Raw genomic sequence first — 23,536 nt, 5'->3', positions numbered from 1 at the left:
CGCACGGGTGGGTGAATCGTCAGACGGTTGTGAGGAGTTCGGGTTCGCGGGGGCCGTCCGGTGCGGCGGGGGTCCGGCTGAGCGCGCCCGGCCACCAGATCTTCCGCTGGAGTGCCACGCTCGCCGAGGTCACCAGATAGGTGCGGACGAGGAAGGTGTCGAGGAGTACGCCGACGGCGACGACGAAGCCCATCTGGACCAGGCTCACGATCGGCATGTTCAGCAGGACCGCGAAGGTGGCCGCGAGCACCAGGCCCGCCGAGGCGATCACTCCACCCGTGGTGCGCAGTGCGGTGAGCGCGGCGGCCGTCGGCGCGACGCCGGCGAGGGTCTCCTCGCGCACCCGGTGCATCAGGAAGATGCCGTAGTCGACGCCGAGTGCCACCAGGAAGACGAAGGACAGCAGCGGCAGTCCGGCGTCGGTGCCCTGCATGCCGAGGAGCGGTTCGAAGACCAGTCCGCCGATGCCGAGCGAGGCACCCCACACAGCGACGACGGCGGTGACGAGCAGCAGGGGGGCGACGAGGCTGCGCAGCAGGGTGATCAGGATCAGGAGGACGGAGACCAGGACGAGCGGGACGACGGTCCTGAGGTCCCTGGCATCGGCCGTCCCCGCGTCCATCTGCTGAGCGCTGGGCCCGCCGACGTGGCTGCCGTCCAGGGAGTCACGCAGGGCCTCGATGGTGGCCCGCTCCCCCGCGGACTCGGGACGGTCGGTGGCGGCGACGGACAGTTCGGTCCAGCCGCCGCCGCTGCGCCCGCGTTCGGCGGCGGCGACGCCCTCGGTCGCACGGACCTTCGCCAGGGTCGCCCCGGCCCGTTCGGTGGGGGTGATCACGGCGATCGGCTGGGTGGAGCGGCTTGGGTAGGCGGCGGCGAGGATCCCCATCGCCGCGATCGAGTCCGGCTTGCTGGTGAAGGAGTCCTCCTGTTTGAGATCGCCGGGCAGGTTGAACGCGCCGAGTGCCAGCGCGCCCAGCAGCACTGCCCCGCAGGCGAGCACCGCCGACGGCCTGCGCCCGGCCGAACCGCCCATCGCGGCGAAGAGCGAACGGCGCTGCCGGGGCACGCCGCCGTACGTGGGAACGAGCGGCCAGAACAGCCGACGGCCGAGCAGCACCAGCAGCGCCGGCAGCAGCGTCGTCATGGCCAGCAGTGCGCAGAGCACCCCGACGGCGGCGATGGGACCCATGCCCCGGCTGCTGGTGAGGTCGGCGGCGAGCAGGCAGAGCAGTCCGGCGGCGACGGTTCCGGAGGAGGCGACGATCGCGGGCCCGCAGCCGCGCAGGGCGGCGGCCATGGCGTCGTACGGCTGCGCGAAGCGGCTCAGTTCCTCCCGGTAGCGGGAGACGAGCAGCAGCGCGTAGTCGGTGCCCGCGCCGAAGACGAGGATGGTCATCACGGCGGAGCTCTGGCTGGTGACGGTGATGTCGAAGCCCTGGTGGAGTCCGTACACGACGGCCATGGACAGCACGTCGGCGACCCCCGCGACGACAAGCGGCACCAACCACAGCATCGGGCTGCGGTAGATGAGGATCAGCAGGATCGCGACGACGGCGACGGTCGTGTAGAGCAGCGGGCCGCCGACGGAGCCGTAGACCTTCTTCGCGTCGACGTCGAGCGCCCCCGGGCCGCCGACGTCCACGCTCAGCCCGCCGCCGCCCTCGGCGACCGCGCGCACCTCGTCGACGAAGGCGATTCTGGCGTCGTCGTCCTGTCCCGGCCCGGCGGTGGAGACCGGGTACATCAGGGTCGTGCCGTCCTCGGACGGCACGGGGCGCGGTGTCCCGGTGAGTGCGTGACCGCGGGCGATCTCGGCGGTCTGCGCGGCGGCCAGGGCCCGGTCCGCAGCGGTCAGTCCGCCGTCGCGGTGGTAGACGAGGACGAGCTCGGTGGCCTCGCCGCCGGGCAGCTCGTCCCGGACCTTCGCCACCTGCGTGGAGTCGGCGCTCGCCGGGAGGTAGTCGACGGCGCGGTTGGTCTGGACGCCGCCGAGCTTGCCCACGAGCGGGCCGGCGAGCGCGATCGCGGCGACCCAGAGGGCGAGGATCGCCCAGGGCAGCACGCGCCGCCGTCCGCGCGGCCGTGAACGCGTACCGCTCGATTCCACTGCGGCCCTCATGACGAGCCCCCTTCCGCCGGGTGTCTGGTTCCTGTCCAGACTCCCGGCGGAAAGCGGCCGATACGTCGCGCCCGGGGCCGAGTTCGCGGCTACTGCCGCAGTGGGCCCGCAGGCCCGATTACTCCCGCGGGAGTACGCGCCCGGTGCGGACGGGGCCGTTCAGGAGGGGGTGCGCGCAGCCGCCGCGAGCAGTCGGGCGGTGTCCTCGGCGCAGAGCTGCAGCGCCCCGCCGACCATGGTCAGCACCTCGCGCTCCGCCGCCCCGTACGGGCCGTCGGCGAGCGCGATCCTGGCCCCCTGCAGCAGGATCGATTGGCGCCCGGCGGGGGCCAGATGCGGGGCGAGGGGTTCCAGTGCCTCGTGCAGTTCGATGGCGAGGGCCGCGCCGCAGGCCTCGGCCGCCGGGTCGAAGGCGGCGCCGTGGCCGATGTCGGCGGAGAGGACCTCGACGACGGTGGAGAGCTGTTCCTCCGTGCAGTCGTCGAATCCGGCGTCGCGCACGAGGGCGGCCGCGGCCTCCAGGGCCGTGCGGGAGGCGGTGCCGCCCGCCGCGAGGACGCCGAGCGCGACCGTGTGGACGGCGTCCCGGAGCATCGCGGAGAACCGGGTGGTGGTGGGGTGGTCCAGCACATCGGTGTCGAACCGGTCCCGGCAGGCGGCGCATTCGACGACGGGGCCCGTGGTGCCGCGCCGCAGCATCGGCACGCCGAGCACCGCGAAACGACGACGGCCGGTGAGCCGCCGGTAGTTGCGGTCGCCGCCGCAACCGGGGCAGAAGAACTCCCCGTCGCCGACGGTGTCCCAGATGGTGCGGATGCCGCAGATACGCAGCTTCATTGCGCGTTGTCCCAGGGCTGACCGCACGTCGCACACCTCCGTAACTCCCCCGTAGCCCTAAGGGCACGGGAGGTGCCCCCTCCGGCAACATTGCCGTGTCGACGTGATGTTAACCACAGTCACGATGTGGCGTCAGCACCTCGATCGTCACAACCGCCGGAGATGGCCGAACCCCGCCCCCCGGATGCGGGTGGACGGGGTCCTCGGCCGTGCGGCTCCATGCCCTTTCGGGCGCCGGGTCAGCGGGTGGCGCGGTTGACGGCGGAGACGACCGCCTTCAGCGAGGCACGCGTGGTGTTGGCGTCGATGCCGATGCCCCACAGGACCCTGCCGTCGATCGCGCACTCGATGTACGAGGCGGCCTGGGAGCTGGCACCCTCGCTCATGGTGTGCTCGTTGTAGTCCAGCAGACGTGCATCGATGCCGATGGCCTGCAGCGCTTCGAAGAACGCGGAGATCGGGCCGTTCCCGGTACCGGTCAGCACGGTGTCCGTGCCGTCCACGGTCGCCTCGACGGTGATCGTGTCCTGGCCGTCGGAGCCGGTCGTGGTCTGACCGGAGCGGATCTGTACGCGACCCCACTGAGCCGCAGCGTCGTCCGGGTTGGGCAGGTACTCGTCCTGGAACGTGGACCAGATCTGCGTCGGCGTGACCTCGCCGCCCTCGGCGTCGGTCTTGGCCTGAATGATCCGGGAGAACTCGATCTGCATCCGGCGCGGCAGGTCCAGCTTGTGGTCGTTCTTCAGGACGTAGGCGATTCCGCCCTTGCCGGACTGCGAGTTGACCCGGATGACGGCCTCGTAACTGCGGCCGACGTCCTTCGGGTCGATCGGCAGGTACGGCACCGCCCACTCGATCTCGTCGACCGTCCTGCCCTGGGCGGCCGCGTCGGCCTCCATGGCGTCGAAGCCCTTCTTGATGGCGTCCTGGTGGGAGCCGGAGAAGGCGGTGTAGACCAGGTCGCCCGCGTAGGGGTGGCGCGGGTGGACCTCCATCTGGTTGCAGTACTCGCTGGTGCGGCGGATCTCGTCGATCTGTGAGAAGTCGATCTGCGGGTCGACACCCTGCGAGAACAGGTTCATGCCCAGGGTGACCAGGTCGACGTTGCCGGTGCGCTCGCCCTGACCGAACAGGCAGCCCTCGATCCGGTCCGCACCGGCCATGATGGCCAGTTCGGCGGCGGCGACGGCGGTGCCGCGGTCGTTGTGCGGGTGGACCGACAGGCAGACGAACTCGCGGCGCGACAGGTTGCGCGACATCCACTCGAACCGGTCCGCGTGCGTGGAGGGGGTCGAACGCTCCACGGTGGCGGGCAGGTTGAGGATGATCTCGCGGCCTTCCTCCGGCTGCCAGACGTCACAGACCGCCTCGCAGACCTCCAGGGCGAAGTCCAGCTCGGTGTCGGTGAAGATCTCGGGGCTGTACTGGTAGCCGAAGATCGTCTCCGGGCCCAGCAGCTTCTCCGCGTACTCCACGACCAGCCGGGTGCCGTCCACGGCGATCTGCTTGATGTCGTCCTTCGAACCGCGGAAGACGACCCGGCGGAAGGTGGGCGCCGTCGCGTTGTACAGGTGCACGGTCGCGCGGTGGGCGCCGACGAGGGACTCGACGGTCCGCTCGATCAGGTCCTCGCGGGCCTGTGTCAGGACGGAGATCGTCACGTCCTCGGGGATCGCACCCTCTTCGATGATGGAGCGGACGAACGCGAAGTCGGTCTCGCCGGAGGACGGGAACCCGACCTCGATCTCCTTGTAGCCCATGCGTACGAGCAGGTCGAACATCTCGCGCTTGCGGGCCGGCGACATCGGGTCGATCAGCGCCTGGTTGCCGTCGCGCAGATCGGTGGACAGCCAGCGGGGCGCGACGGTGATCCGGTTGTCCGGCCAGGTGCGGTCGGGGATCTCGACGGCCTCGTACCGGCCGTACTTGTGGATCGGCATCCCGGACGGCTTCTGCAGCTGAGTGGCGTTGGTGATCGGCGTCGGACGGCCGACAGCAGTCTCAGCGGAGGTCCGGGCGGGATTTGCGGCGGTCATGGCGTACGGCTCCTCGGTGGTCCAACCAATGGGACGGCCGACTGTGTCGCTGCAGCACCAGACTCCGCGGGGAGGGGGTCGGCCTACGACTACAGGCCCTCGCCGCGGCAGCTAAGAAGAAGCAGCCCGAAACGCATGATGCGACGAGACTAGCCGAGAGGCGCCTGATGCGTCCGTCCCGTATCAGTATGCGGGACCGGGCACCGGAAACGCCCAAGAGTGATCGATCACTCCATTTCGTCAATCCTGGTCGCAACCAGTGACATGACGGTTACCCGGTGCCACAGTCGGCTGTATGCAGCCTCAGTCTCAGCACGGGTTCCGCCCCGTCTTCTGCACGATCGTGCCGCCCCATGTCCTCGACAAGCTGTCGCAGTCCGACAACCCCGACCTCGCGGGCCCCGCCCGTCGCACCCTGGAGAGCGACGCCGCCCGCCGCACCCGCCGCCAGATGGCCACGGTCGTCACCGTGCCCGTCGTCCCCGCGGCCGGCGGAAAGGCGTCCGACAAGCCCGACCGGACGCTGTACGACTGCCGTCACCACACCCGGCTGCCCGGCACCAAGGTCCGCGCCGAGGGCCAGGAGCCGACGAAGGACGCGAGCGTCAACCGCGCGTACGCGGGACTCGGCGCCACCTTCGAACTGCTGCTCAAGGCGTACGGCCGCCGTTCGATCGACGGCAACGGGCTCCCGCTGATCGGTTCCGTGCACTACGACGAGAAGTACAACAACGCCTTCTTCGACGGCGAGCAGATGGTCTTCGGCGACGGGGACGGGGAGATCTTCCTGGACTTCACCGTCGCCATCGACGTGATCGCCCACGAGCTGACGCACGGCCTGACCCAGTACACCGCCAATCTGAGCTACTACGGCCAGTCCGGCGCGCTCAACGAATCGATGTCCGACGTCTTCGGCTCCCTGGTCAAGCAGTACTCGCTGGGCCAGAGCGCCGACCGGGCCGACTGGCTGATCGGCGCCGGACTACTGGCCCCCGGCGTCCAGGGCAAGGCGTTGCGCTCGATGAAGGCACCGGGAACGGCGTACGACGACGACGTGCTCGGCAAGGACCCGCAGCCCGCGTCGATGGAGGACTACATCCACACCGGCGAGGACAACGGAGGAGTGCATCTCAATTCCGGCATCCCGAACCGGGCGTTCTATCTGCTGGCGACGGCTCTCGGCGGGAACGCGTGGGAACGCGCCGGGCAGCTCTGGTTCGATGTGCTCACAGGTGGTCGACTGGCCGTGGACGCGGACTTCGCGTCCTTCGCCCGGCTGACCGTGGCCGCGGCCCGCAGCCGCTTCGGAGAGGGCGATGAGGCCGAGGCCGTCCTGAAGGCATGGTCGGAGGTGGGCGTACCGACCGCGTAGGGCATTTCCCGGCCCGTCCGGCGATGGAGGACACCGCATGCGGATTCAGGTCAGCAGGACCGGCGGCTTCGCCGGCATCGCACGCCATCGCGAGGTCGACACCGCCGGTCGGGCCGACGCCGCGGAGTGGGAGGCGTTGGCCCGCTCGGCGCTCGTCTCGGGACACGACACGCCGCCCCGCGGCGTCCCGGACGGTTTCCGGTACCGGATCACGGTCGATGAGCGGACCGTCCACTGCGCGGACCCCCGGCTGACCGACGCCCAGCGCGCACTGATCTCACGCGTCCTGAAGGAGGGCGCGTGAGACGGGCCCGCGGCGGACACCCCGCGTGTGCCTGAGCCGCGGCCGGAGACCCGGCGGGTGCCTGAGCCGCGGCCGGAACTCCCGCGTATGTCCGAGCCGCGGCCGGAAACCCGGCGGGCCCCCGACCCGGGTCAGAACCCGAGCTTGCGCAGCTGCTTCGGATCGCGCTGCCAGTCCTTGGCCACCTTCACGTGCAGGTCCAGGAAGACCGGCGTGCCGAGCAGTGCCTCGATGTGCTTGCGCGACTTCGTGCCGACGTCCTTCAGCCGCTTGCCCTTCGGGCCGATGATGATGCCCTTCTGGCTGGGGCGCTCGATGTAGACGTTGGCATGGATGTCGAGCAGCGGCTTGTCCGCCGGGCGGTCCTCGCGCGGCAGCATCTCCTCGACGACGACCGCGATGGAGTGCGGCAGCTCGTCCCGTACGCCTTCGAGCGCGGCCTCGCGGATCAGCTCCGCGACCATGACCATCTCGGGCTCGTCGGTGAGGTCGCCCTCCGGGTAGAGCGGCGGGCTCTCGGGCAGCAGCGGGGCGATCAGATCGGCCAGCAGGTCCACCTGGCCGGCCCCTCTCCCACCACCACCCTTGTTCGAGGGACTGCGTCCCGCCTCCTGCTCCGCCTTCACCGCGGAGACCGGGATGATCTCGGCCCACTCGAAACCGAGCTCCTCGCCCAGGCGGGAGACGGCGAGCAGCTGTTCGGCGAGCTGCTTGGAGTCGACCAGGTCGGTCTTGGTGATGACGGCGATCTTCGGGGTCTTCTTGATGCCCGCGAGTTCCTTGACGATGTACTTGTCGCCGGGGCCCAGCTTCTGGTCGGCCGGCAGGCAGAAGCCGATCACGTCGACCTCGGCCCATGTGGTGCGTACGACGTCGTTGAGACGCTCGCCGAGCAGGGTGCGCGGCTTGTGGAGGCCCGGGGTGTCGACCAGGATCAGCTGCGCGTCCTCGCGGTGCACGATGCCGCGCACGGTGTGCCGGGTGGTCTGGGGCCGGTTGGAGGTGATCGCCACCTTCTGGCCGACCAGAGCGTTCGTGAGGGTGGACTTGCCCGCGTTGGGGCGGCCCACGAAGCAGGCGAAGCCGGCCCGGTGCGGGGCGTTGTTCGCAGCCTGCTGTGCAGCGGCTTCTGTGTCAGGTCGAACGCTCATGGCGCCCATTGTCCCCGATCCCGGCGGCCCCGCCGTACCAAGGGGCGCGACGGGGCCTGTCGCGCGTCGTCTCAGGCCGTGCCGGCACGGCTCCGACGGGCCCGGATCCACAGTGCCGCGCCTGCGCCGACGATCACCAACAGGACGCCGGCCACCAGCCAGGGCAGGGCGAAGTACCCGACGGCGGCGGACTCGCGGGAGTCGCGGGCGCTCGCGGTCACCTCGATCTCGCCCCATTCCAGCTGGGGCGCGTCCGCCCACTGTTCGGTCAGCCGGACCTGCTGGCGGGGCAGCAGCTCGGAGGGGATCTTCTTCAGGTCGCGGGCGAGCAGGGTGCGGCCGAAGAGGCCCTCGGCCTTGAGTGCGACCTTGGGGTTGAGGGTGACGTTGCCCCGGTTGTGGAGCGTGTACGAGATCACGGCCCGGCTCTTCCCGGTGCCCGGAACCAGTGGCTGGGTGTGCTCGACCTTCACGTCGTCGACGGAGAGCGCGGGCATGGTCGGTCCGTTCACCCGCAGATAGATCCGGGCGCCGACCGCCTTGCGGATGCCGACGGCGACGGCTGACGCGTCGGCGGGGTCGATGCGTTCGTCGAGGGCGACGAGGGCGCCGGGGTGGTCGCCCGGCTCGGCGTCCTCGGGAACGGTGATGCTGACCGGCACGGTGACCGAGCCGTGCGGTCGAACCGTGATCCGGTCGCGGTCGGTCTTCGCCCAGGCGCCGACCGAGCGCTGTTTCTCGTTCTGGGCCCGGACTGCGAAGCCCCCGTCGCGCGGGGTGTTGTAGGCGTCGGCGGCGTACAGCCGGAAGGTCTGCGGCCGGTCCGTCTTGTTGGTGACGGTGACCCGGTCGTCGAGCGTGGCGCCGGGGTCGGCGGAGAGGTAGAAGTACGGGCGCTGACCGGCCTGTGCGGTGGCCGGGTAGACCGACCAGCTGCCGTTGTCCGCGGCGTGGGCCGCGGGGGCGCCACTCAGCAGCAGGGTGCCGGCCAGGAGGAGTACGGACAGCTTGCGCACGGTGCGGGACCCCCGGGTGGTCGTGTCGGGGTGGTCCGGGCGGGTGCGCGCCCGGTCCACCGGATCGGTCGGAGCTGCTCACTCAGGTGAGGGTGAGGGTGAGCACGCCGGAGTACGCGCCGGGGGCGGTGTACGCCGGTACGTTCAGCGCGAGCCGGGCGTCGACGGTGAACTCGCCGCCGGTGAAGGTCCCGTTCGGCGTGGACGCCAGCGTGGCGCCCGCGCTGCCGACCGGCCCCTGGGAACCGGCCGCACAGGTGCTGGGACTTCCGGCCTTCGTCGCGCAGACCGGGGTCCAGCCGAGTTCGGACGCCCCGATCGTGGCACCGCCGGGGCCCTTGAAGTCGGTGACCTTTCCGGTCAGGGACCAGCCGGCGGGTCCGCCGCGGTAGTCCTCGACCGTCACCGTCTGCAGGGAGCCGCGGGAGGCGCCGCCCCGGCCGAAGTCGACCGCCGACATCTCGACCGTGTCCCCGGCCTGAACCATGGACAGCGTGCCCGCCTTCACGGACGAGTCGAGCCGCTGGCTGCCGTCGGGGATCTCGCCGCCGCCCCCGGTGACGGTGTAGGCCTGCGGGCCCGCTCCCTTGGCCGCGTCCCAGGCACCGCCCTCGTAGGCGACGATGCCGGTGGTCGCCGGATCGTTGACGGTGAGCCGGCCGCTGAAGCCGCCGGAGCCGTCCGCCTTGACGGTGGCCGTGTCGGCGGTCTGGTTGTCCCCGGCCCGGCCCGCCAGCGTGACGTCCGCGCCCGCGGTGAACTTCGACCCGGTCACGGTGACCGCGTCGCCCGCCTTGCCGGACGCCGCCCCGAGCCCGATGGAGCGCTCGTTGACCTGGCCGCCGCCGTCCGTCGCGAGGATCGTCTCGGAGACGGGAGCGGGCGGATCCGTCACCGTGCAAGGGGTGTCCAGCTCCATGATGTAGCTGGTGTGGATGTTGTAGTCGCCGGGCGAGAGCGTGATCTGTCCGGGCGCGGTGACCGTGAAGGTGCCGGTCATCGAGAACGACGGGAAGTCGCCCTTGCCGGGTACCGGGGCGTTCTTCTTCGGGCCCGTGACGGTGACGCTCGCGGACTGCGCACCGCCGACGGTGACCTTCCCGGTCGGCGTCATGATGTCGGCGGGCAGGGCCAGATCGACCGGGTTGCCCGCGGCGGGCTTGACGACGGTGTAGGTGACCGTGACGGTGTCGCCCACCCTGGGTACGGCGTTGTCGACGGTGATCTCGGCCTTCGTCGGCCCGTCGATCGGGGGGATGCCCGCGATGGCGGGCGGGATGCAGTGGGTGGGGAAGTCCACCGGCACGGAGGCCGTCACCATGGCCTGCGCGGGGGTCGCGAGTCCCCCGCCCCCGGCCATGACGAGCGCGCCCACGCCCAGCGCGGCGCCCCAGCGACGGCCGCGCCCGGAACGTCTTCGCGCGTCGGATCTTCGCATGCTGATGCTTCGAACGGTCGGACGCATGGAGCCCCCTCCTGCCGGATGCGGCGCAGCGGCTCTTCTGCGCCGACAGGGGGCCCATTGACGACTCCGGCCGAAAAGAAGTCAATGGAAGCGAAACGCGCCGACTGATGGACCATCAGATGGTGTCAAGATCCGCATTCCTCCCACCTGGTGTGCGAACGCCCCGCGCCGGTGGGGTGCGGGGCGCTCGTGCACCGTGTGTGGATTCTGTCGCCGTCAGCCCGCCGTCACGCTGACCCGCAGTGTGCCGTCCGGCCCGGCGAGCAGGACCGGGGTGTCCGGGCCGCCCAGGTCCCGTACCGCGGCGCGGTCCGCGTCCGACGGGGTCTGCGCCTCGGAGACGACCGCGGCCGCCTCCAGCGAGGTGGCGCCGCTGGCCACGGCCATCGCCACGGCGGTCTGCAGGGCGCTGAGCTTCAGCGACTCCAGTCGGACGGTGCCCGCGACATACGTGCGTCCGGTCTCGTCCCGTACGGCCGCGCCCTCCGGCACGCCGTTGCGGGCGCGGGCGCTGCGCGCCAGCGTGACGATCTTGCGGTCCTCGGGGCCGAGGTCGGTGCTCTCAGTCATGTGCCGAGCATACGAACCGGAGGGCCCGTTCCCCGCCCCGCCCCTTCCCCTGCCCAACCGCGCGCCGAAGGCCCCGCCCCGCAGCGTCCTACGCCCGGTCCAGTCGCAGCCGTTCCGCCTTCGGCAGGCCCGCCACCACCAGGTCGTAGGAGTCCTCGATGAGCTCGCGGAGCACCCGGTTCGGCACCCCGGACACCGTCACCGTGTTCCAGTGCCGCTTGTTCATGTGCCAGCCCGGCACCACCGCGTCGTACTCCTCGCGGAGCCGCACCGCCTCGTCCGGATCGCACTTGAGGTTCACCGTCAGCGGACGCGCGTCCAGCACGCTGAGCGCGAACATCTTGCCGAGCACCTTGAAGACGGACGCCTCCGGCCCGAACGGGAACTCCTCGACGCTCGCGTTGAACTCCAGGCAGAACGCCCTCAGCTGCTGCGGAGTCACCGCTCCCCCACCCCCTCCGGCTCCACGGGCTCCACCAGCACCGTGACGATCTTGTTCCGGCGGCCCGCCGGGGATTCCGCGGTCAGCCGGATCCGGCGGCCGTCGGGCAGGTCGACCGGCGAGGACGCACCGGCGATCGGAACCCGTCCCAGCGCCTTCGCGAGGAGTCCGCCGACCGTCTCCACGTCCTCGTCGTCGAACTCGTCGAGGCCGAACAGCTCCCCCAGGTCGCCGATGTCCAGCCGCGCGGTCACCCGGAAGCAGCCGTTCTCCAGCTCCTGGACCGGCGGGAGTTCACGGTCGTACTCGTCGGTGATCTCGCCGACGATCTCTTCGAGGATGTCCTCGATGGTGACGATGCCCGCGGTGCCGCCGTACTCGTCGATCACGACGGCGACATGGCTGCGCTCCTGCTGCATCTCGCGCAGGAGATCGCCCGCGTTCTTCGTGTCGGGCACGAACGCCGCCGGCCGCATCGCCGTGGAGACCAGATCGGCCTCCGACTCCCGGTTGATGTGCGTCTTGCGGACCAGGTCCTTGAGGTACACGACGCCAACGATGTCGTCCTCGTTCTCCCCGGTGACCGGGATCCGCGAGAAACCGGAGCGCAGCGCCAGGGTCAGCGCCTGCCGGATGGTCTTGTAGCGCTCGATGCAGACCAGATCGGTCCGCGGCACCATGACCTCGCGCACCAGCGTGTCACCGAGCTCGAAGACGGAGTGCACCATGCGGCGCTCCTCGTCCTCGATCAGCGACTCCGCCTCGGCGAGGTCGACCATCGCCCGCAGTTCGGCCTCGCTGGCGAACGGCCCCTTGCGGAACCCCTTGCCCGGCGTCACCGCGTTGCCGATGAGGATCAGCAGCTGCGGGATCGGGCCCATGACCCTGGCCAGCGGCAGCAGCACGTAGGCGGCGGCGGTGGCCGTGTTCAGCGGGTGCTGGCGGCCGATGGTGCGCGGTGACACGCCGATGGCGACGTAGGAGACGAGGACCATCACGGCCATGGCGACGGCCAGCGCCTCCCAGGTCTTCGGAAACTCCTCCAGACAGGCGTACGTGACGAGCACACCGGCCGACATCTCGCAGGCGACCCGTACCAGCAGGGCGACGTTGAGATACCGGGTCGGATCGGCCGCGACCTGTTCGAGCTTCTGACTGCCGCGCCGCCCCGAGCGGACGGCCTCGGCGGCCCGGAAACTGGACACACGGGCGATGCCCGCCTCCGCGCAGGCCGCCAGCCAGCCGACGACGACCAGCAGAACGGCACCGAGGACGAGAGGAACGCTCACGAGATGGTGGGGGCGGGCGAGGGACCGGTCAAGCCGCGCTCGGCGCGCCAGCCGTCGACGATCGCGGCCTGGAGGCCGAACATCTCGGCCTTCTCGTCCGGCTCCTCGTGGTCGTACCCGAGCAGATGCAGCACTCCGTGGACGGTGAGGAGCTGGAGCTCCTCGTCCATGGAGTGCCGGGTCTCCGCGTCCTCACCCTGCTTCTTGGCGACCTCCGGGCAGAGCACGATGTCACCGAGGAGCCCCTGCGGGGGCTCCTCGTCGTCCTTGGACGGCGGACGGAGTTCGTCCATCGGGAAGGACATGACATCCGTCGGCCCCGGCAGGTCCATCCACTGGATGTGGAGCTGCTCCATGGCGTCGGTGTCCACCACGATCACCGAGAGTTCGGAGAGCGGGTGGATCCGCATCCGTGCGAGCGCGTAGCGGGCGATGTCGAGGATCGCCTGCTCGTCGACCTCGGTTCCGGACTCGTTGTTGACGTCGATCGACATGGTGCGCTGCGACTACTTCCCGTTGTGGCTGTATCGGCTGTCGTACTTCTCGTACGCGTCGACGATACGGCCGACCAGCTTGTGCCGGACGACATCCTGGGAGGTGAGCCTGGAGAAGTGGACGTCCTCGACGCCGTCGAGGATGTCCTGGACCTGACGCAGACCGCTCTTGGTCCCGTTCGGCAGGTCGACCTGGGTGACGTCACCGGTGACGACGATCTTCGAGTCGAAGCCGAGCCGGGTCAGGAACATCTTCATCTGCTCGGCGCTGGTGTTCTGCGCCTCGTCGAGGATGATGAACGCGTCATTGAGCGTGCGGCCACGCATGTAGGCCAGTGGCGCGACCTCGATCGTGCCCGCCGCCATCAGCCGCGGGATCGAGTCGGGGTCGAGCATGTCGTGCAGGGCGTCGTAGAGCGGACGCAGATACGGGTCGATCTTCTCGTAGAGCGTGCCCGGCAGGAAGCCGAGCCGCTCGCCCGCCTCGACGGCGGGCCGGGTCAGGATGATCCGGTTGACCTGCTTGGACTGCAGGGCCTGGACCGCCTTCGCCATGGCGAGATACGTCTTGCCGGTACCCGCGGGGCCGATGCCGAAGACGACCGTGTGCTTGTCGATCGCGTCGACGTACCGCTTCTGGTTGAGCGTCTTGGGACGGATGGTGCGGCCGCGGCTGGAGAGGATGTTCTGGGTGAGCACCTCGGCCGGCGTCTCCTGACCGTCCCCCTCGCCGCTCTCACTCGCCCTGAGCATGGCGATCGAGCGTTCCACTGCGTCCTCCGTCATCGGCTGACCGGTGCGGAGCACCAGCATCATCTCGTCGAACAGGCGCTGGATCAGGGCGACTTCCGTCGCATCTCCGGCGGCGCTCACCTCGTTTCCCCGGACATGGATATCGGCCCCCGGGAAGGCCGTTTCGATCACGCGCAGCAGGGCGTCACCGGAGCCCAGGACGGTCACCATCGGATGCTTGGCCGGAACGGTGAACTGGGCTCGCGCCTGCCCCGGCGCCGGAGTCTGGGCTGTGGGTGTCTGAGTCATGGGCCGGCTCTGTGGCCTGCACATACCTCCTGTTGCAGGGTTATCGCCGATCGACAACCTCTGGATTACCAAGCCTACGACTCCGCACCGACAACACCGAGAGCTTTTTCGCACAGGGCTGCGAACACGCCTGCCCCCGTTCAGGCCGGACGGCGGAAACCGATCGTCGGGACGGCGCGGCGCAGCGGCCACGGCCGGGCGGCCGCGGGCAGCAGTTCCTCCAGGAAGGCGTACCGCTGGAGCGCCGCGGGATCCTGGTCCGCGAAGGTGCGCACCTGCTGCCACCAGGCGGCGATCTCCTCCCAGTCCGGTGCCGACAGCGAACCACCGAACTCCTGCACCGAGAGCGCCGCGGTCAGTCCGGCGAAGGCCAGCCGGTCGGCCAGCGGCCAGTCCGCCAGCGTGCCGGTGACGAAGCCCGCGACGAAGACGTCGCCCGCACCGGTCGGGTCCAGTGCCTCGACCTCGATGGCGGGCACTTCGGCGCTCGCCCCGGTCGCCGCGTCCACCGCGTACGCGCCCTCCGAGCCCAGGGTGACCACGGCGAGCGGCACCCGTTCGGCCAGGGCGTGGGCGGCGGCGCGCGGGCAGTCGGTGCGGGTGTAGCGCATCGCCTCCTCGGCGTTGGGCAGGAACGCCTCGCAGTGTTCCAGATCGGCCAGGGCGCCCAGGTCCCAGCGGCCGGTCTCGTCCCAGCCGACGTCGGCGAAGATCCGGGCGCCGTTCCCGGCGGCCTTGGCGACCCAGGGCTCGCTGCGCCCGGGGACGAGCGAGGCGATCGCGGCCCGCGCGCGGGGCGGACAGCGCGGGAAGGCGGACTCCTCGGCGGGGAGCACGGCGCCGGGGGTTCCTTCCGGGCCGGGGGCCTCGTGGCCGTGCGAGACCATCGTCCGTTCGCCCTCGTACGCCATGGAGACGGTCACCGGCGAGTGCCAGCCAGGGACGGTGTGCGACATGGACAGGTCGATGCCCTCGCCCTGCTCCAGGGCGTCCCAGCAGTACTCCCCGTAGTGGTCGTCGCCGAACGCCGCGGCCAGTGAAGTGTGCAGGCCCAGCCGGGCCAGCGCGGTGGCCATGTTGGCGACCCCGCCGGGGCTGGAGCCCATGCCGCGTGCCCAGGACTCGGTGCCGCGCACCGGGGCGCTGTCCAGGCCGGTGAAGATGATGTCGAGGAAGACCGTGCCGGTGAGGAAGACGTCGCAGTGCGGGTCCTGCGGGGCGCGCAGCCCGTCCAGTGGGTCGATGGCTGGAATGTCCGTGCTCACCTTGCGCTCCCCGGTCGTGGCAGGTGCGGCCAGTGTGCCCGATCCGCTCCCGTAACCGGAGGGTCCGCGCCGCCTCTTCCCCGGAGCTCGCGCCGGCTCCGCACCCAAGAGCGCTGACCTGCGCAAACGGGGGCGACTACCCGGACATTCGAAGCGCAAACCCTTATGTGATTCAGATCACACTGGGGTGGCTTTCGGTCGGCTGGGCGCAGTTGATACAAATTGGCCCGCGAGCCCCGTTGGCGGCACTTGCCGACGCGTGCACCGTCTCCCCCGTATGTCCCGCATTGCCCTCCCCTGCCTTCTCTGCCTCCTTCGGCATGTCTTCAGGAACGCCCATGTCCTCGCGCCCTCGCGCCGCGTGGCCCCTGGTGGCCGTGTTCACCGCCGGTTACCTCGCCGCCTATCTGCTCCCCACCATCGTCGGGCGGCTCTCCGTCCATCTGGGCCTCAGTACCTCCCAGGCCGGTCTGGTGGGCAGCGCCCTGCTGCTGAGCTCCGCGACGGCCGGATTCACGCTGGCGGGCCGGGTCGAGACGTACGGGTCGCGGCGCCCGGCGCGGATCGGGCTGGTGCTGGCCACGGCGGGGTACGGCTGCGCCGCGCTGGCGGGCTCCGTGCCGCTGGTGGTCATGGGCGCGATGATCGGCGGCTTCGGCTCCGGTACGGCCACCGCCGTGGCCGCGGCGGGCATCGCGGCCCAGCGCGATCCGCACCGGACCTCGTCGCTCGGTCTGCTGAGCGTCTCCGCGACGGCGGGCGCCCTCTATCTGACGATCCCGCACCTCGGCGGCGGCCACCGGCTGCCGTTCGCCTCGATCGCCCTGGTCGCCCTGCTCGTCTGGCCCGCCACCGCACGGCTCGGCGGCCCCGTGCCCAGCGGGCCCGCGGCCCCCGTCGTCGGCCGGCTGCCGCACCGGCGCTCCGGTCTGGTGCTGGCGGGCGGCATGCTCGTCTGGTCCATGGCGCAGAACGCGCTGTGGGGCGTCAGCAGCCGGATCGGGGCGGTCCAGGCCGGTCTCTCCGAGGTCACCATCGGCGCGGTGTTCGCCGCCGCGCTCGGTGCGGCTCTGCTCGGTGTGACGGGCGCCGGGGTGCTGGGCGCCCGGCTCGGCCGGGCGGTGCCGATCGGCCTGGGCACCGTGATCATCGCGGCGAGCATCGTGCTCAGCTCGTCGGCCGGGAGCCTCGGCTCGTTCGCGACCGGCGAGATCCTCTGGAACACGGTCTACCCGGTGGTCCTGTCGTATCTGATCGGGCTGGCCGCCTCCCTGGACGTGCGCGGCCGCTGGGCGGTCCTCGCGGGTTCGGCCTCATCCGTCGGGGTGGCCTGCGGACCGGTCCTGGGCAGTGTGGTGTCCGAGCAGGCCGGCTACCCGGTCATGGGTCTGATCCTCGGCGCCGTCACGCTCCTGGTCGCGGCCCCGGTCACGGCCGTCGCCCTGCACACCGGTGGCCGGCCGCTGGTGCCGGGATCGGTGCGGCGCAGGGGCGGTGCCCCGGCCGCGCTGCTCGCCGTCACCTCCGGAGCGGTGCCCGGCGCCGTGCCCGAGCTGGGTGCGCCCGAGCAGGCCGTCACGGAGATCAGCCTGCCCGCGCTGCGCCGCAGGCGCCCGGTCAGGAACGCGTTCCGGACGGCCGGTCCGTCGGGCGGGGCCGGTCAGTCGAACGCGTACGCCTCGACCTCGGCGAGATAGCGCGCCCTGCGCTCCTCGTCGTGGTCGAGGAAGGCCGCCTCGAAGGAGTTGCGGGCCAGCGCGCGCAGCTGCTCGTGGTCCAGGCCGAGCGCCTCGTGGACGGCGTGGAAGGTGTCCCCGACGTAGCCGCCGAAGTAGGCGGGGTCGTCGGAGTTCACCGTGCACAGCAGTCCGGCGGCCATCATGGCTCGCAGCGGATGCTCCTCCAGCGTGTCGATGGCGCGCAGCCGTACGTTGGACAGCGGGCACAGGGTGAGCGGCACCCGGTCGGCGACGAGCCGCCCCACCAGGTCCGCGTCCTCCATGCAGCGCAGCCCATGGTCGATGCGCTCGACCCCGAGGACGTCCAGGGCCTCGCGGATGTACTCGGGCGGGCCCTCCTCACCGGCATGGGCGACCTTGCGCAGCCCGAGCGCCCCGGCCGCCTCGTACACCTCGCGGAACTTGACGGGCGGATGCCCGACCTCCGCCGAGTCCAGGCCGACCGCGCTGATCCGGTGCAGATACGGCTTCGCGGCCTCCAGGGTCTGAAGCGCCGACTCGGCGGACTGGTCGCGCAGGAAACACATGATCAGCTGGGTGGAGATGCCGTGCTTCTCCTCGCTGCGGTCCAGCGCCCGGCCGAGCCCCTCGACGACGGTGCCGATCGCGACGCCGCGGGCGGTGTGCGCCTGCGGGTCGAAGAAGATCTCCGCGTGCCGGACGCCCTGGGCCGCAGCGCGGGTGAGATACGCGTCGGCGAGCTGCTCGAAGTCCTCCTCGGTCCGGAGCACCGCCATCAGGGCGTAGTACAGATCGAGGAAAGTCTGCAGATCGTCGAAGAGGTAGGCGGTACGCAGCTCTTCGGTGTCCGCGTACGGCAGCGTCACGCCGTTGCGTTCGGCGAGCGCGAAGGCCAGCTCGGGTTCGAGGGTGCCTTCGATGTGGAGGTGGAGTTCGGCTTTGGGGAGGTGCACGGGTCTTTCACGCTCACAAGGGGTGGTGCTGGTGTGTTCAAAGGTGCCGGGTGGGCACCCGTGTTCGGAGGTGGCGGTGTGGCCGCCCTGTTCAGAGGTGCCGGGTGGGCACGGGAACCCGGCCGAGGTCGCGCGCGACGGTCAGTTCGCCCTCGAACCCCGCGGCACGGGCCTGTGCCTCGAAGACGGCCGGGTCGTCGTAGCGCTGCGAGAAGTGGGTCAGCACGAGGTGCCGTACGCCCGCGTCCCGGGCCACCCGGCCCGCCTGACCGGCGGTGAGATGGCCGTGGTCGGTGGCGAGTCGTCCGTCCTCGTCGAGGAAGGTCGACTCGATGACCAGCAGATCGCATCCCTCGGCGAGCACGTGCACGCCGTCGCAGAGCCTCGTGTCCATGATGAACGCGAACCTCTGGCCGCGCCTGCGCTCGGAGACGTCGTCGAGCGTGACGCCGCCGAGGGAGCCCTCGCGCTGGATCCGGCCGACATCGGGCCCCTTGATGCCGTGCTCGGCGAGCTTGGCGGGCAGCATGCGGCGCCCGTCGGGTTCGACCAGCCGGTAGCCGTACGACTCGACGGGGTGCGAGAGCCGGTGGCCGCTGAGCGTGTACGCGTCCGTGACCGCGAGTACCCCGTCGGCCGCGACCGGGGCCTCGGTCAGCTCGACGGACTCGCGGTAGGCGGTCGCGTACCGCAGCCGCTCGAAGAAGTGCTGTCCGCTCGCCGGGTAGTGCGCGGTGACCGGGTGCGGGACCTGGTCGAGGTTGATCCGCTGGATCACCCCGGCCAGGCCGAGCGAGTGGTCGCCGTGGAAGTGCGTGACGCAGATCCGGTCGATGTCATGCGCGGCGACGCCGGCCCGCAGCATCTGGCGCTGGGTCCCCTCACCCGGGTCGAAGAGGATGCCCTCGCCGTCCCAGCGCAGCAGGTAGCCGTTGTGGTTGCGGTGCCTGGTCGGGACCTGGCTGGCGGTGCCGAGGACCACGAGTTCACGTACGGACACGGTGTGCGATCGGCCGTTCTAGCCGGGGGGCCACTGCAGTCCGCGGCCGCCCAGGACGTGGGCGTGCGCGTGGAAGACGGTCTGGCCGGCCCCGGAGCCGGTGTTGAAGACGACCCGGTAGCCGGTGTCCACGATCTTCTCGTCCGCGGCCACGTGTCCGGCCTCGCGCAGTACGTCGGCAGCGATTCCCGGCTCGGCCGCGGCAAGGGCGGCGGCGTCCGGGTGGTGGACGCGGGGGATGACGAGCACGTGGGTGGGGGCCTGCGGGTTTATGTCCCGGAAGGCGACGGTGGTGTCGGTCTCCCGGACGATGGTCGCCGGGATGTCACCCGAGACGATCTTGCAGAACAGGCAGTCGGGCTGCGGTTCTCCCGCCATGGGGTCGGCTCCTCGGTCGGTGGTGATCGTTGTACGGCATGGTATCGGGGCGTCGGCGGCGGGCTCGTTCCCCCGTCCCGGGAAGGGGCGGGCGGGAACCGGCCCTCCGCCGGTGCACCCGCCCCCCTCCCGCGTCCGTCCCCTACATCCCCGGCAGCTCCGGCGCCCGCTTCGCCGGCGTCTGTGCCAGCGACGCCAGCGCGATCCGGATCGCCTCGTCCAACTGCGGGTCGCGGCCCGCCGCATGGTCCTGCGGCGTCACCACGACCTCGACATCCGGATCGACCCCGTGGTTCTCCACGCCCCAGCCGTAGCCCTCGAACCAGAACGCGTACTTGGGCTGAGTGACCGACGTCCCGTCGACGAGCTTGTAGCGGCTGTCGATGCCGACCACCCCGCCCCAGGTGCGCGTACCGACCACCGGCCCGATGCGCAGCGCCTTGATCGCGGCGTTCACGATGTCGCCGTCCGAGCCGGAGAACTCGTCGGCGACGGCCACCACGGGGCCGCGCGGCGCGTCCTCCGGGTAGCTGAACGGCCGCATCCCGCGCGGCAGGTCCCAGCCGACGATCCGCCGGGCGAGCTTCTCCACGATCAGCTGCGAGGTGTGGCCGCCGCGGTTCTCGCGGACGTCCACGACCAGTCCCTCGCGGGCCACTTCGAGGCGCAGATCGCGGTGGAGCTGGGCCCAGCCCGAGCCGACCATGTCGGGCACGTGGAGGTAGCCGAGGCGGCCGCCGGAGCGCTCGTGGACGTAGGCCCGCCGGTCGGCGACCCACGCGTGGTAGCGCAGCGCCTCCTCGTCGGCGACCGGTACGACGACGACATGGCGCGGGTAACCGCCGTCCACCGGCGAAACGGTCAGCTCGACCGGCTTGCCGGCCGAGCCGGTGAGCAGCGGTCCGGGGCCGGTCACCGGATCGACCGGCTGCCCGTCGACGGCGAGGATCGCGTCCCCGACGCGCATCGCCACCCCGGGCGCGGCCAGCGGCGACCGGGCCGCCGGGTCGGAGGTCTCGGAGGGCAGGATGCGGTCGATACGCCAACTGCCCTCGTCCGTACGGGAGATGTCCGCGCCGAGCTGTCCCTGCCGGGTCGATTTGTCGCGCCATCCGCCGGGCGGCGTCACATAGGCGTGCGAGGTGCCGAGCTCTCCCTGCACCTCCCACAACAGGTCCATCAGGTCGTCGTGGGTGGCGACGCGCTCCAGCACCGGGCGGTAGCGGTCCAGGACTCCGTCCCAGTCGATCCCGCCCATGTCGGGACGCCAGAAGTTGTCCCGCATGATGCGCCCGGCCTCGTCGTACATCTGGCGCCACTCGGCGGCCGGGTCGAGGATCCGGCGGATCCGGGAGAGGTCGACGGTGACACTGCTGTCGCCGTCGTGGTCGTCGTCACCGGCCGGTACGCGACTGTCGGACGGCACGACCCGCAGCTTGCCCCGGGTCCGCAGGACGATCCGCTTGCCGTCGCCGCTGACCGCGAAACCGCTGACGTCCGAGGCGAGTTCCTCGCAGCGCAGCTTCTCCAGGTCGTACCGTTCGAGGACGGTCTCGGGCCGACGGGAGTCGGGCGTGGCGCCGCTCGTACCGAGCACCCCGGTCACCGGGTGGCTCAGCCACAGCAGCCCGTCCCTGGCGGCCCGCAGCGTGGAGTAGCTGGCGGCCTCGACGGGCAGCGGCACGATCCGGTCGGCGAGTCCTTCGAGGTCGATCCGGGTGACGGGCAGCGCGGTCGGGTTGTCCTCGCCGTCGCCGCTCTTCTCCTTCTCGGTCGGGCGGCCGTGGCGCTGCGGCCCGAACGGGGAGGGCGTGGTGGCGGCGAGCGTCAACAGATGCGGACGGCAGGCGCCGATGAACGCCAGGTCGAAGACATGGGCGTCGTAGACCGGGTCGAAGGACCGCTCGGAGAGGAACGCGAGATGCTTGCCGTCGGTGGTGAACGCAGGGGCGAAGTCCCGGAAACGCAGCGGGGTGGCCTCGGCGACGGACAGATCCGCGAGGTGCGCGAGCTTGAGCTGACTGAGCGGTTCGGGTCCGGGGTGCGACCAGGCGAGCCAGGAGGAGTCGGGCGAGAAGACGAGACCGGAGACGTCGCCGTGCTCGCTGCGGTCCACCTCGTGGACCTCGCCGCTCTCCCGCTCGACGATCAGTACCCGTCCGTCGTGCGCGGCGACGGCGAACCGGCTGCCGTCCGGGGCCGCGGCGAGGTCGAGGACCCTGCCGATACGGCCCGCGGCGAGGCGACGCGGTACGGCGCCCGGTGCGGTGCCGGTGGCGGGTGCGCACTCCAGGGCGTCGTCGCCCTCGGCGTCGGTGACCCAGACGGCGTGCTGGTCGCCGTCCGCCTGGAAGGCGCGGGGCATCCTGGCCCGTACCCCCGGTTCGACGGCGAGTGCGCGAGCCGGGCCCTCGCGGTGGGTGACCCAGTGGACGGCACCGCGCGTCCCGACGGCGCTGCCGCGTCCCGTACGGTCCGGGGACGCGGAGTCGAGGTGGCTGCCCGCGTGCACGAGGTGCGGCTGGAGGTCGGCGCGCTGGCCGCCGAGCCGGATGTCGAGGCGGCGGGGTTCGGCTCCGTCGAGGTCGTCCAGCAGCCAGAGTTCACCGGCCGAGGCGTAGCAGACGCGGCTGCCGTCGGTGGTCGCGTGACGGGCGTAGAAGCCTTCGATGCCGGTGTGGCGGCGCAGGTCCGAACCGTCGGGGAGCGAGGAGTAGACCGCGCCGACCCCTTCGTGGTCGGAGAGGAACGCGACCCGCTCCGGCGTGCGCGACTCCGGGCGGGCGGAGGAGGCCCCGCCGCCCACCCACATCGGGGATTCGATGTTCCCGTCGAGGTCTTCGTGCAGCCGTACGAACTCCGCCGGGCCGTCGCCCGCGCCCTCTCCCGCGATCCACAACTTGCCCGCGGTGCCGCCCCGGTAGCGCTTCCAGGTGGCGGCCTCGCGCCCCATCGTGGCCGAGAGCAGCAGGATCCGTCCGCCGGGCCCGTACGCGAGGGAGCCGACCGGTCCGTACGGCAGGGTCCGCGCGGGACCGCCGTCGACCGGGACGGCCCTGGCCCAGCTGCGCCGCATCGACGCCTGTCCCTGGGCGCTGATGACCAGTACGTCGCCCTCGGGCGTCCAGCCGCGGACGGAGGTCCGGGCGTCGCCCCAGTACGTGAGCCGCTCGGAGGGGCCGCCGTCGACCGGCGCGATATGCACCTCCGGGGCCCCGTCCCGGGTGGACGTCCAGGCGACCCGGGTTCCGTCGGGAGATATCCGCGGGTTGGTGACCGGTCGGTTGTCGGCGCCGACACGCCAGGCCCGGCCGCCGTCCAGCGGCGCCAGCCAGACATCGTCCTCGGCGGTGAAGGCGATCAAATCGCCCTGGACATGGGGGTATCGGAGGTAGGCAGGCTGCGTCACACCGATCACCCTAGGCCGCGGGCGCGCTCCGCGGAACCGAGTTGGCCGGAGTCCGCCGGGTGGTGGGACGGCGGACGCGATCACTTGCCCCAGGGCGTTTCGGTCACCGTGACCGTCACGGTGACCGTCGGCCGGGCGCCGCCGTTGCCGCCGCCGAGGGGCGGATTCACCGCGCCGGTCGACGGGGCGGCGGTGCAGTTGCCGAGCACATCTGCCCGGAAGACCACCTTCCCATCCGCCTTCCCGGTCAGGTCCCCGCGCACACACCGTCCGTCGAGCGCCTGGGTCACCTGTCCGGCGATCGTGATGGCCCTGCCCTTTCCGGTCCTCCCGGTGCAGTCGACGTCCGCGATCCGGCGCGCGGAGGCGGAGGGCGACGCGCCCCCGATCCGGTCCCCCACGACGTCGGCCGTGCAGCTCAGCCACTGGACATCGACCCCGTTGCGCTCCAGGGCGCTGGTGCCGGTCCGGTCGGTGGTCACGGCGATGGATGCGGAGTTCAGGCCGCTCGCGGGTTCACAGGCCACGACACCTGCGACCGCCGCGCCCGCGAGTGCGGACGCGGCCAGAAAGCGACGGATACTGCCCTGACCCCATGCCCTTGATGTCCCCATACGGGCAGCTTCCCACCGTCCCCCCGCGGGGCGGTAGACGGCTTGCGGCCACACCGGGGGTGGCTCCGGCGCACGGAA

The 23,536-nt window shown here is 71.4% G+C and carries 20 protein-coding genes; 3 read left to right on the top strand and 17 right to left on the bottom strand.

The window, feature by feature from the left end:
* Nucleotides 1-19 precede the first annotated feature (19 nt).
* From ABZ826_RS01240 to leuA, 3 genes are all read right to left on the bottom strand, one after another.
* Nucleotides 20-2,122, bottom strand: a complete 2,103-nt coding sequence (locus ABZ826_RS01240; RefSeq protein ID WP_361440305.1) for an MMPL family transporter — start codon at nucleotides 2,120-2,122, stop codon at nucleotides 20-22.
* 159 nt (nucleotides 2,123-2,281) lie between these two features.
* Nucleotides 2,282-2,959, bottom strand: coding sequence for a TerB family tellurite resistance protein (locus ABZ826_RS01235; protein ID WP_361440302.1), 678 nt, complete (start codon nucleotides 2,957-2,959; stop codon nucleotides 2,282-2,284).
* 239 nt (nucleotides 2,960-3,198) lie between these two features.
* A complete protein-coding gene (leuA, locus tag ABZ826_RS01230; RefSeq protein WP_361440299.1) occupies nucleotides 3,199-4,995 on the bottom strand; it encodes a 2-isopropylmalate synthase in 1,797 nt (598 codons plus the stop codon).
* A 295-nt stretch (nucleotides 4,996-5,290) separates the two neighbouring features.
* Between leuA and ABZ826_RS01225 the strand changes: the two genes are divergently transcribed.
* Nucleotides 5,291-6,367, top strand: a complete 1,077-nt coding sequence (locus tag ABZ826_RS01225; protein WP_361440296.1) for a M4 family metallopeptidase — start codon at nucleotides 5,291-5,293, stop codon at nucleotides 6,365-6,367.
* Between the two features lie 37 nt (nucleotides 6,368-6,404).
* Complete coding sequence (locus ABZ826_RS01220; RefSeq protein WP_361440293.1) at nucleotides 6,405-6,671, top strand: protealysin inhibitor emfourin; 267 nt, start codon at nucleotides 6,405-6,407, stop codon at nucleotides 6,669-6,671.
* Nucleotides 6,672-6,802: 131 nt separating this feature from the next.
* Here ABZ826_RS01220 and ABZ826_RS01215 read toward each other — a convergent pair whose 3' ends face one another.
* The 9 genes from ABZ826_RS01215 to ABZ826_RS01175 form a co-directional block, all read right to left on the bottom strand.
* The gene (locus tag ABZ826_RS01215; RefSeq protein ID WP_361440290.1) at nucleotides 6,803-7,831 is read right to left on the bottom strand and encodes a GTPase Era; all 1,029 of its coding nucleotides are present in this window, start codon (nucleotides 7,829-7,831) and stop codon (nucleotides 6,803-6,805) included.
* 62 nt (nucleotides 7,832-7,893) lie between these two features.
* The gene (locus ABZ826_RS01210) at nucleotides 7,894-8,838 is read right to left on the bottom strand and encodes a DUF916 domain-containing protein (RefSeq protein ID WP_361440434.1); all 945 of its coding nucleotides are present in this window, start codon (nucleotides 8,836-8,838) and stop codon (nucleotides 7,894-7,896) included.
* Between the two features lie 82 nt (nucleotides 8,839-8,920).
* Complete coding sequence (locus ABZ826_RS01205) at nucleotides 8,921-10,276, bottom strand: beta-xylosidase (protein ID WP_361440288.1); 1,356 nt, start codon at nucleotides 10,274-10,276, stop codon at nucleotides 8,921-8,923.
* 243 nt (nucleotides 10,277-10,519) lie between these two features.
* Nucleotides 10,520-10,873, bottom strand: coding sequence for a cytidine deaminase (locus tag ABZ826_RS01200; protein ID WP_351198198.1), 354 nt, complete (start codon nucleotides 10,871-10,873; stop codon nucleotides 10,520-10,522).
* An 88-nt stretch (nucleotides 10,874-10,961) separates the two neighbouring features.
* Nucleotides 10,962-11,315 (bottom strand): MmcQ/YjbR family DNA-binding protein, encoded by a 354-nt coding sequence (locus ABZ826_RS01195; RefSeq protein ID WP_361440286.1) that lies wholly within the window; start codon nucleotides 11,313-11,315, stop codon nucleotides 10,962-10,964.
* Nucleotides 11,312-12,604: a hemolysin family protein gene (locus ABZ826_RS01190; protein ID WP_361440283.1), complete on the bottom strand. Its 1,293-nt coding sequence runs from the start codon at nucleotides 12,602-12,604 to the stop codon at nucleotides 11,312-11,314. The genes ABZ826_RS01195 and ABZ826_RS01190 overlap by 4 nt, the downstream gene beginning before the upstream one ends.
* Entirely contained in the window at nucleotides 12,601-13,098 is a 498-nt protein-coding gene (gene ybeY, locus ABZ826_RS01185) for an rRNA maturation RNase YbeY (RefSeq protein WP_361440280.1), read from the bottom strand. Before ybeY ends, ABZ826_RS01190 begins: the two co-directional genes overlap by 4 nt.
* A 12-nt stretch (nucleotides 13,099-13,110) precedes the next feature.
* A complete protein-coding gene (locus tag ABZ826_RS01180) occupies nucleotides 13,111-14,139 on the bottom strand; it encodes a PhoH family protein (protein ID WP_361440279.1) in 1,029 nt (342 codons plus the stop codon).
* A 140-nt stretch (nucleotides 14,140-14,279) separates the two neighbouring features.
* Nucleotides 14,280-15,404, bottom strand: coding sequence for a PfkB family carbohydrate kinase (locus tag ABZ826_RS01175; protein WP_361440278.1), 1,125 nt, complete (start codon nucleotides 15,402-15,404; stop codon nucleotides 14,280-14,282).
* A 338-nt stretch (nucleotides 15,405-15,742) separates the two neighbouring features.
* Here ABZ826_RS01175 and ABZ826_RS01170 point away from each other — a divergent pair, with 338 nt between their 5' ends.
* Nucleotides 15,743-17,101, top strand: coding sequence for an MFS transporter (locus ABZ826_RS01170; protein ID WP_361440276.1), 1,359 nt, complete (start codon nucleotides 15,743-15,745; stop codon nucleotides 17,099-17,101).
* Here the strand turns inward: ABZ826_RS01170 and ABZ826_RS01165 are convergent.
* The 5 genes from ABZ826_RS01165 to ABZ826_RS01145 all read right to left on the bottom strand — a co-directional run bounded on the left by ABZ826_RS01165 (nucleotide 17,065) and on the right by ABZ826_RS01145 (nucleotide 23,458).
* Nucleotides 17,065-18,057, bottom strand: coding sequence for an adenosine deaminase (locus tag ABZ826_RS01165; RefSeq protein ID WP_361440273.1), 993 nt, complete (start codon nucleotides 18,055-18,057; stop codon nucleotides 17,065-17,067). The two genes, ABZ826_RS01170 and ABZ826_RS01165, sit on opposite strands and share 37 nt — an antisense overlap.
* Nucleotides 18,058-18,148: 91 nt before the next feature.
* Nucleotides 18,149-19,057 (bottom strand): ribonuclease Z, encoded by a 909-nt coding sequence (locus tag ABZ826_RS01160; protein ID WP_361440270.1) that lies wholly within the window; start codon nucleotides 19,055-19,057, stop codon nucleotides 18,149-18,151.
* Nucleotides 19,058-19,075: 18 nt separating this feature from the next.
* The gene (locus tag ABZ826_RS01155; RefSeq protein WP_351079093.1) at nucleotides 19,076-19,435 is read right to left on the bottom strand and encodes a histidine triad nucleotide-binding protein; all 360 of its coding nucleotides are present in this window, start codon (nucleotides 19,433-19,435) and stop codon (nucleotides 19,076-19,078) included.
* A 142-nt stretch (nucleotides 19,436-19,577) separates the two neighbouring features.
* Nucleotides 19,578-22,844 (bottom strand): S41 family peptidase, encoded by a 3,267-nt coding sequence (locus ABZ826_RS01150; RefSeq protein WP_361440267.1) that lies wholly within the window; start codon nucleotides 22,842-22,844, stop codon nucleotides 19,578-19,580.
* An 80-nt stretch (nucleotides 22,845-22,924) separates the two neighbouring features.
* Complete coding sequence (locus tag ABZ826_RS01145) at nucleotides 22,925-23,458, bottom strand: hypothetical protein (RefSeq protein ID WP_361440264.1); 534 nt, start codon at nucleotides 23,456-23,458, stop codon at nucleotides 22,925-22,927.
* Nucleotides 23,459-23,536 lie beyond the last annotated feature (78 nt).

Origin of the sequence: Streptomyces sp. NPDC047515, assembly GCF_040643055.1 — a bacterium.
GTDB lineage: Bacteria > Actinomycetota > Actinomycetes > Streptomycetales > Streptomycetaceae > Streptomyces.
This window is presented reverse-complemented; position numbering and strand designations above follow the sequence as displayed.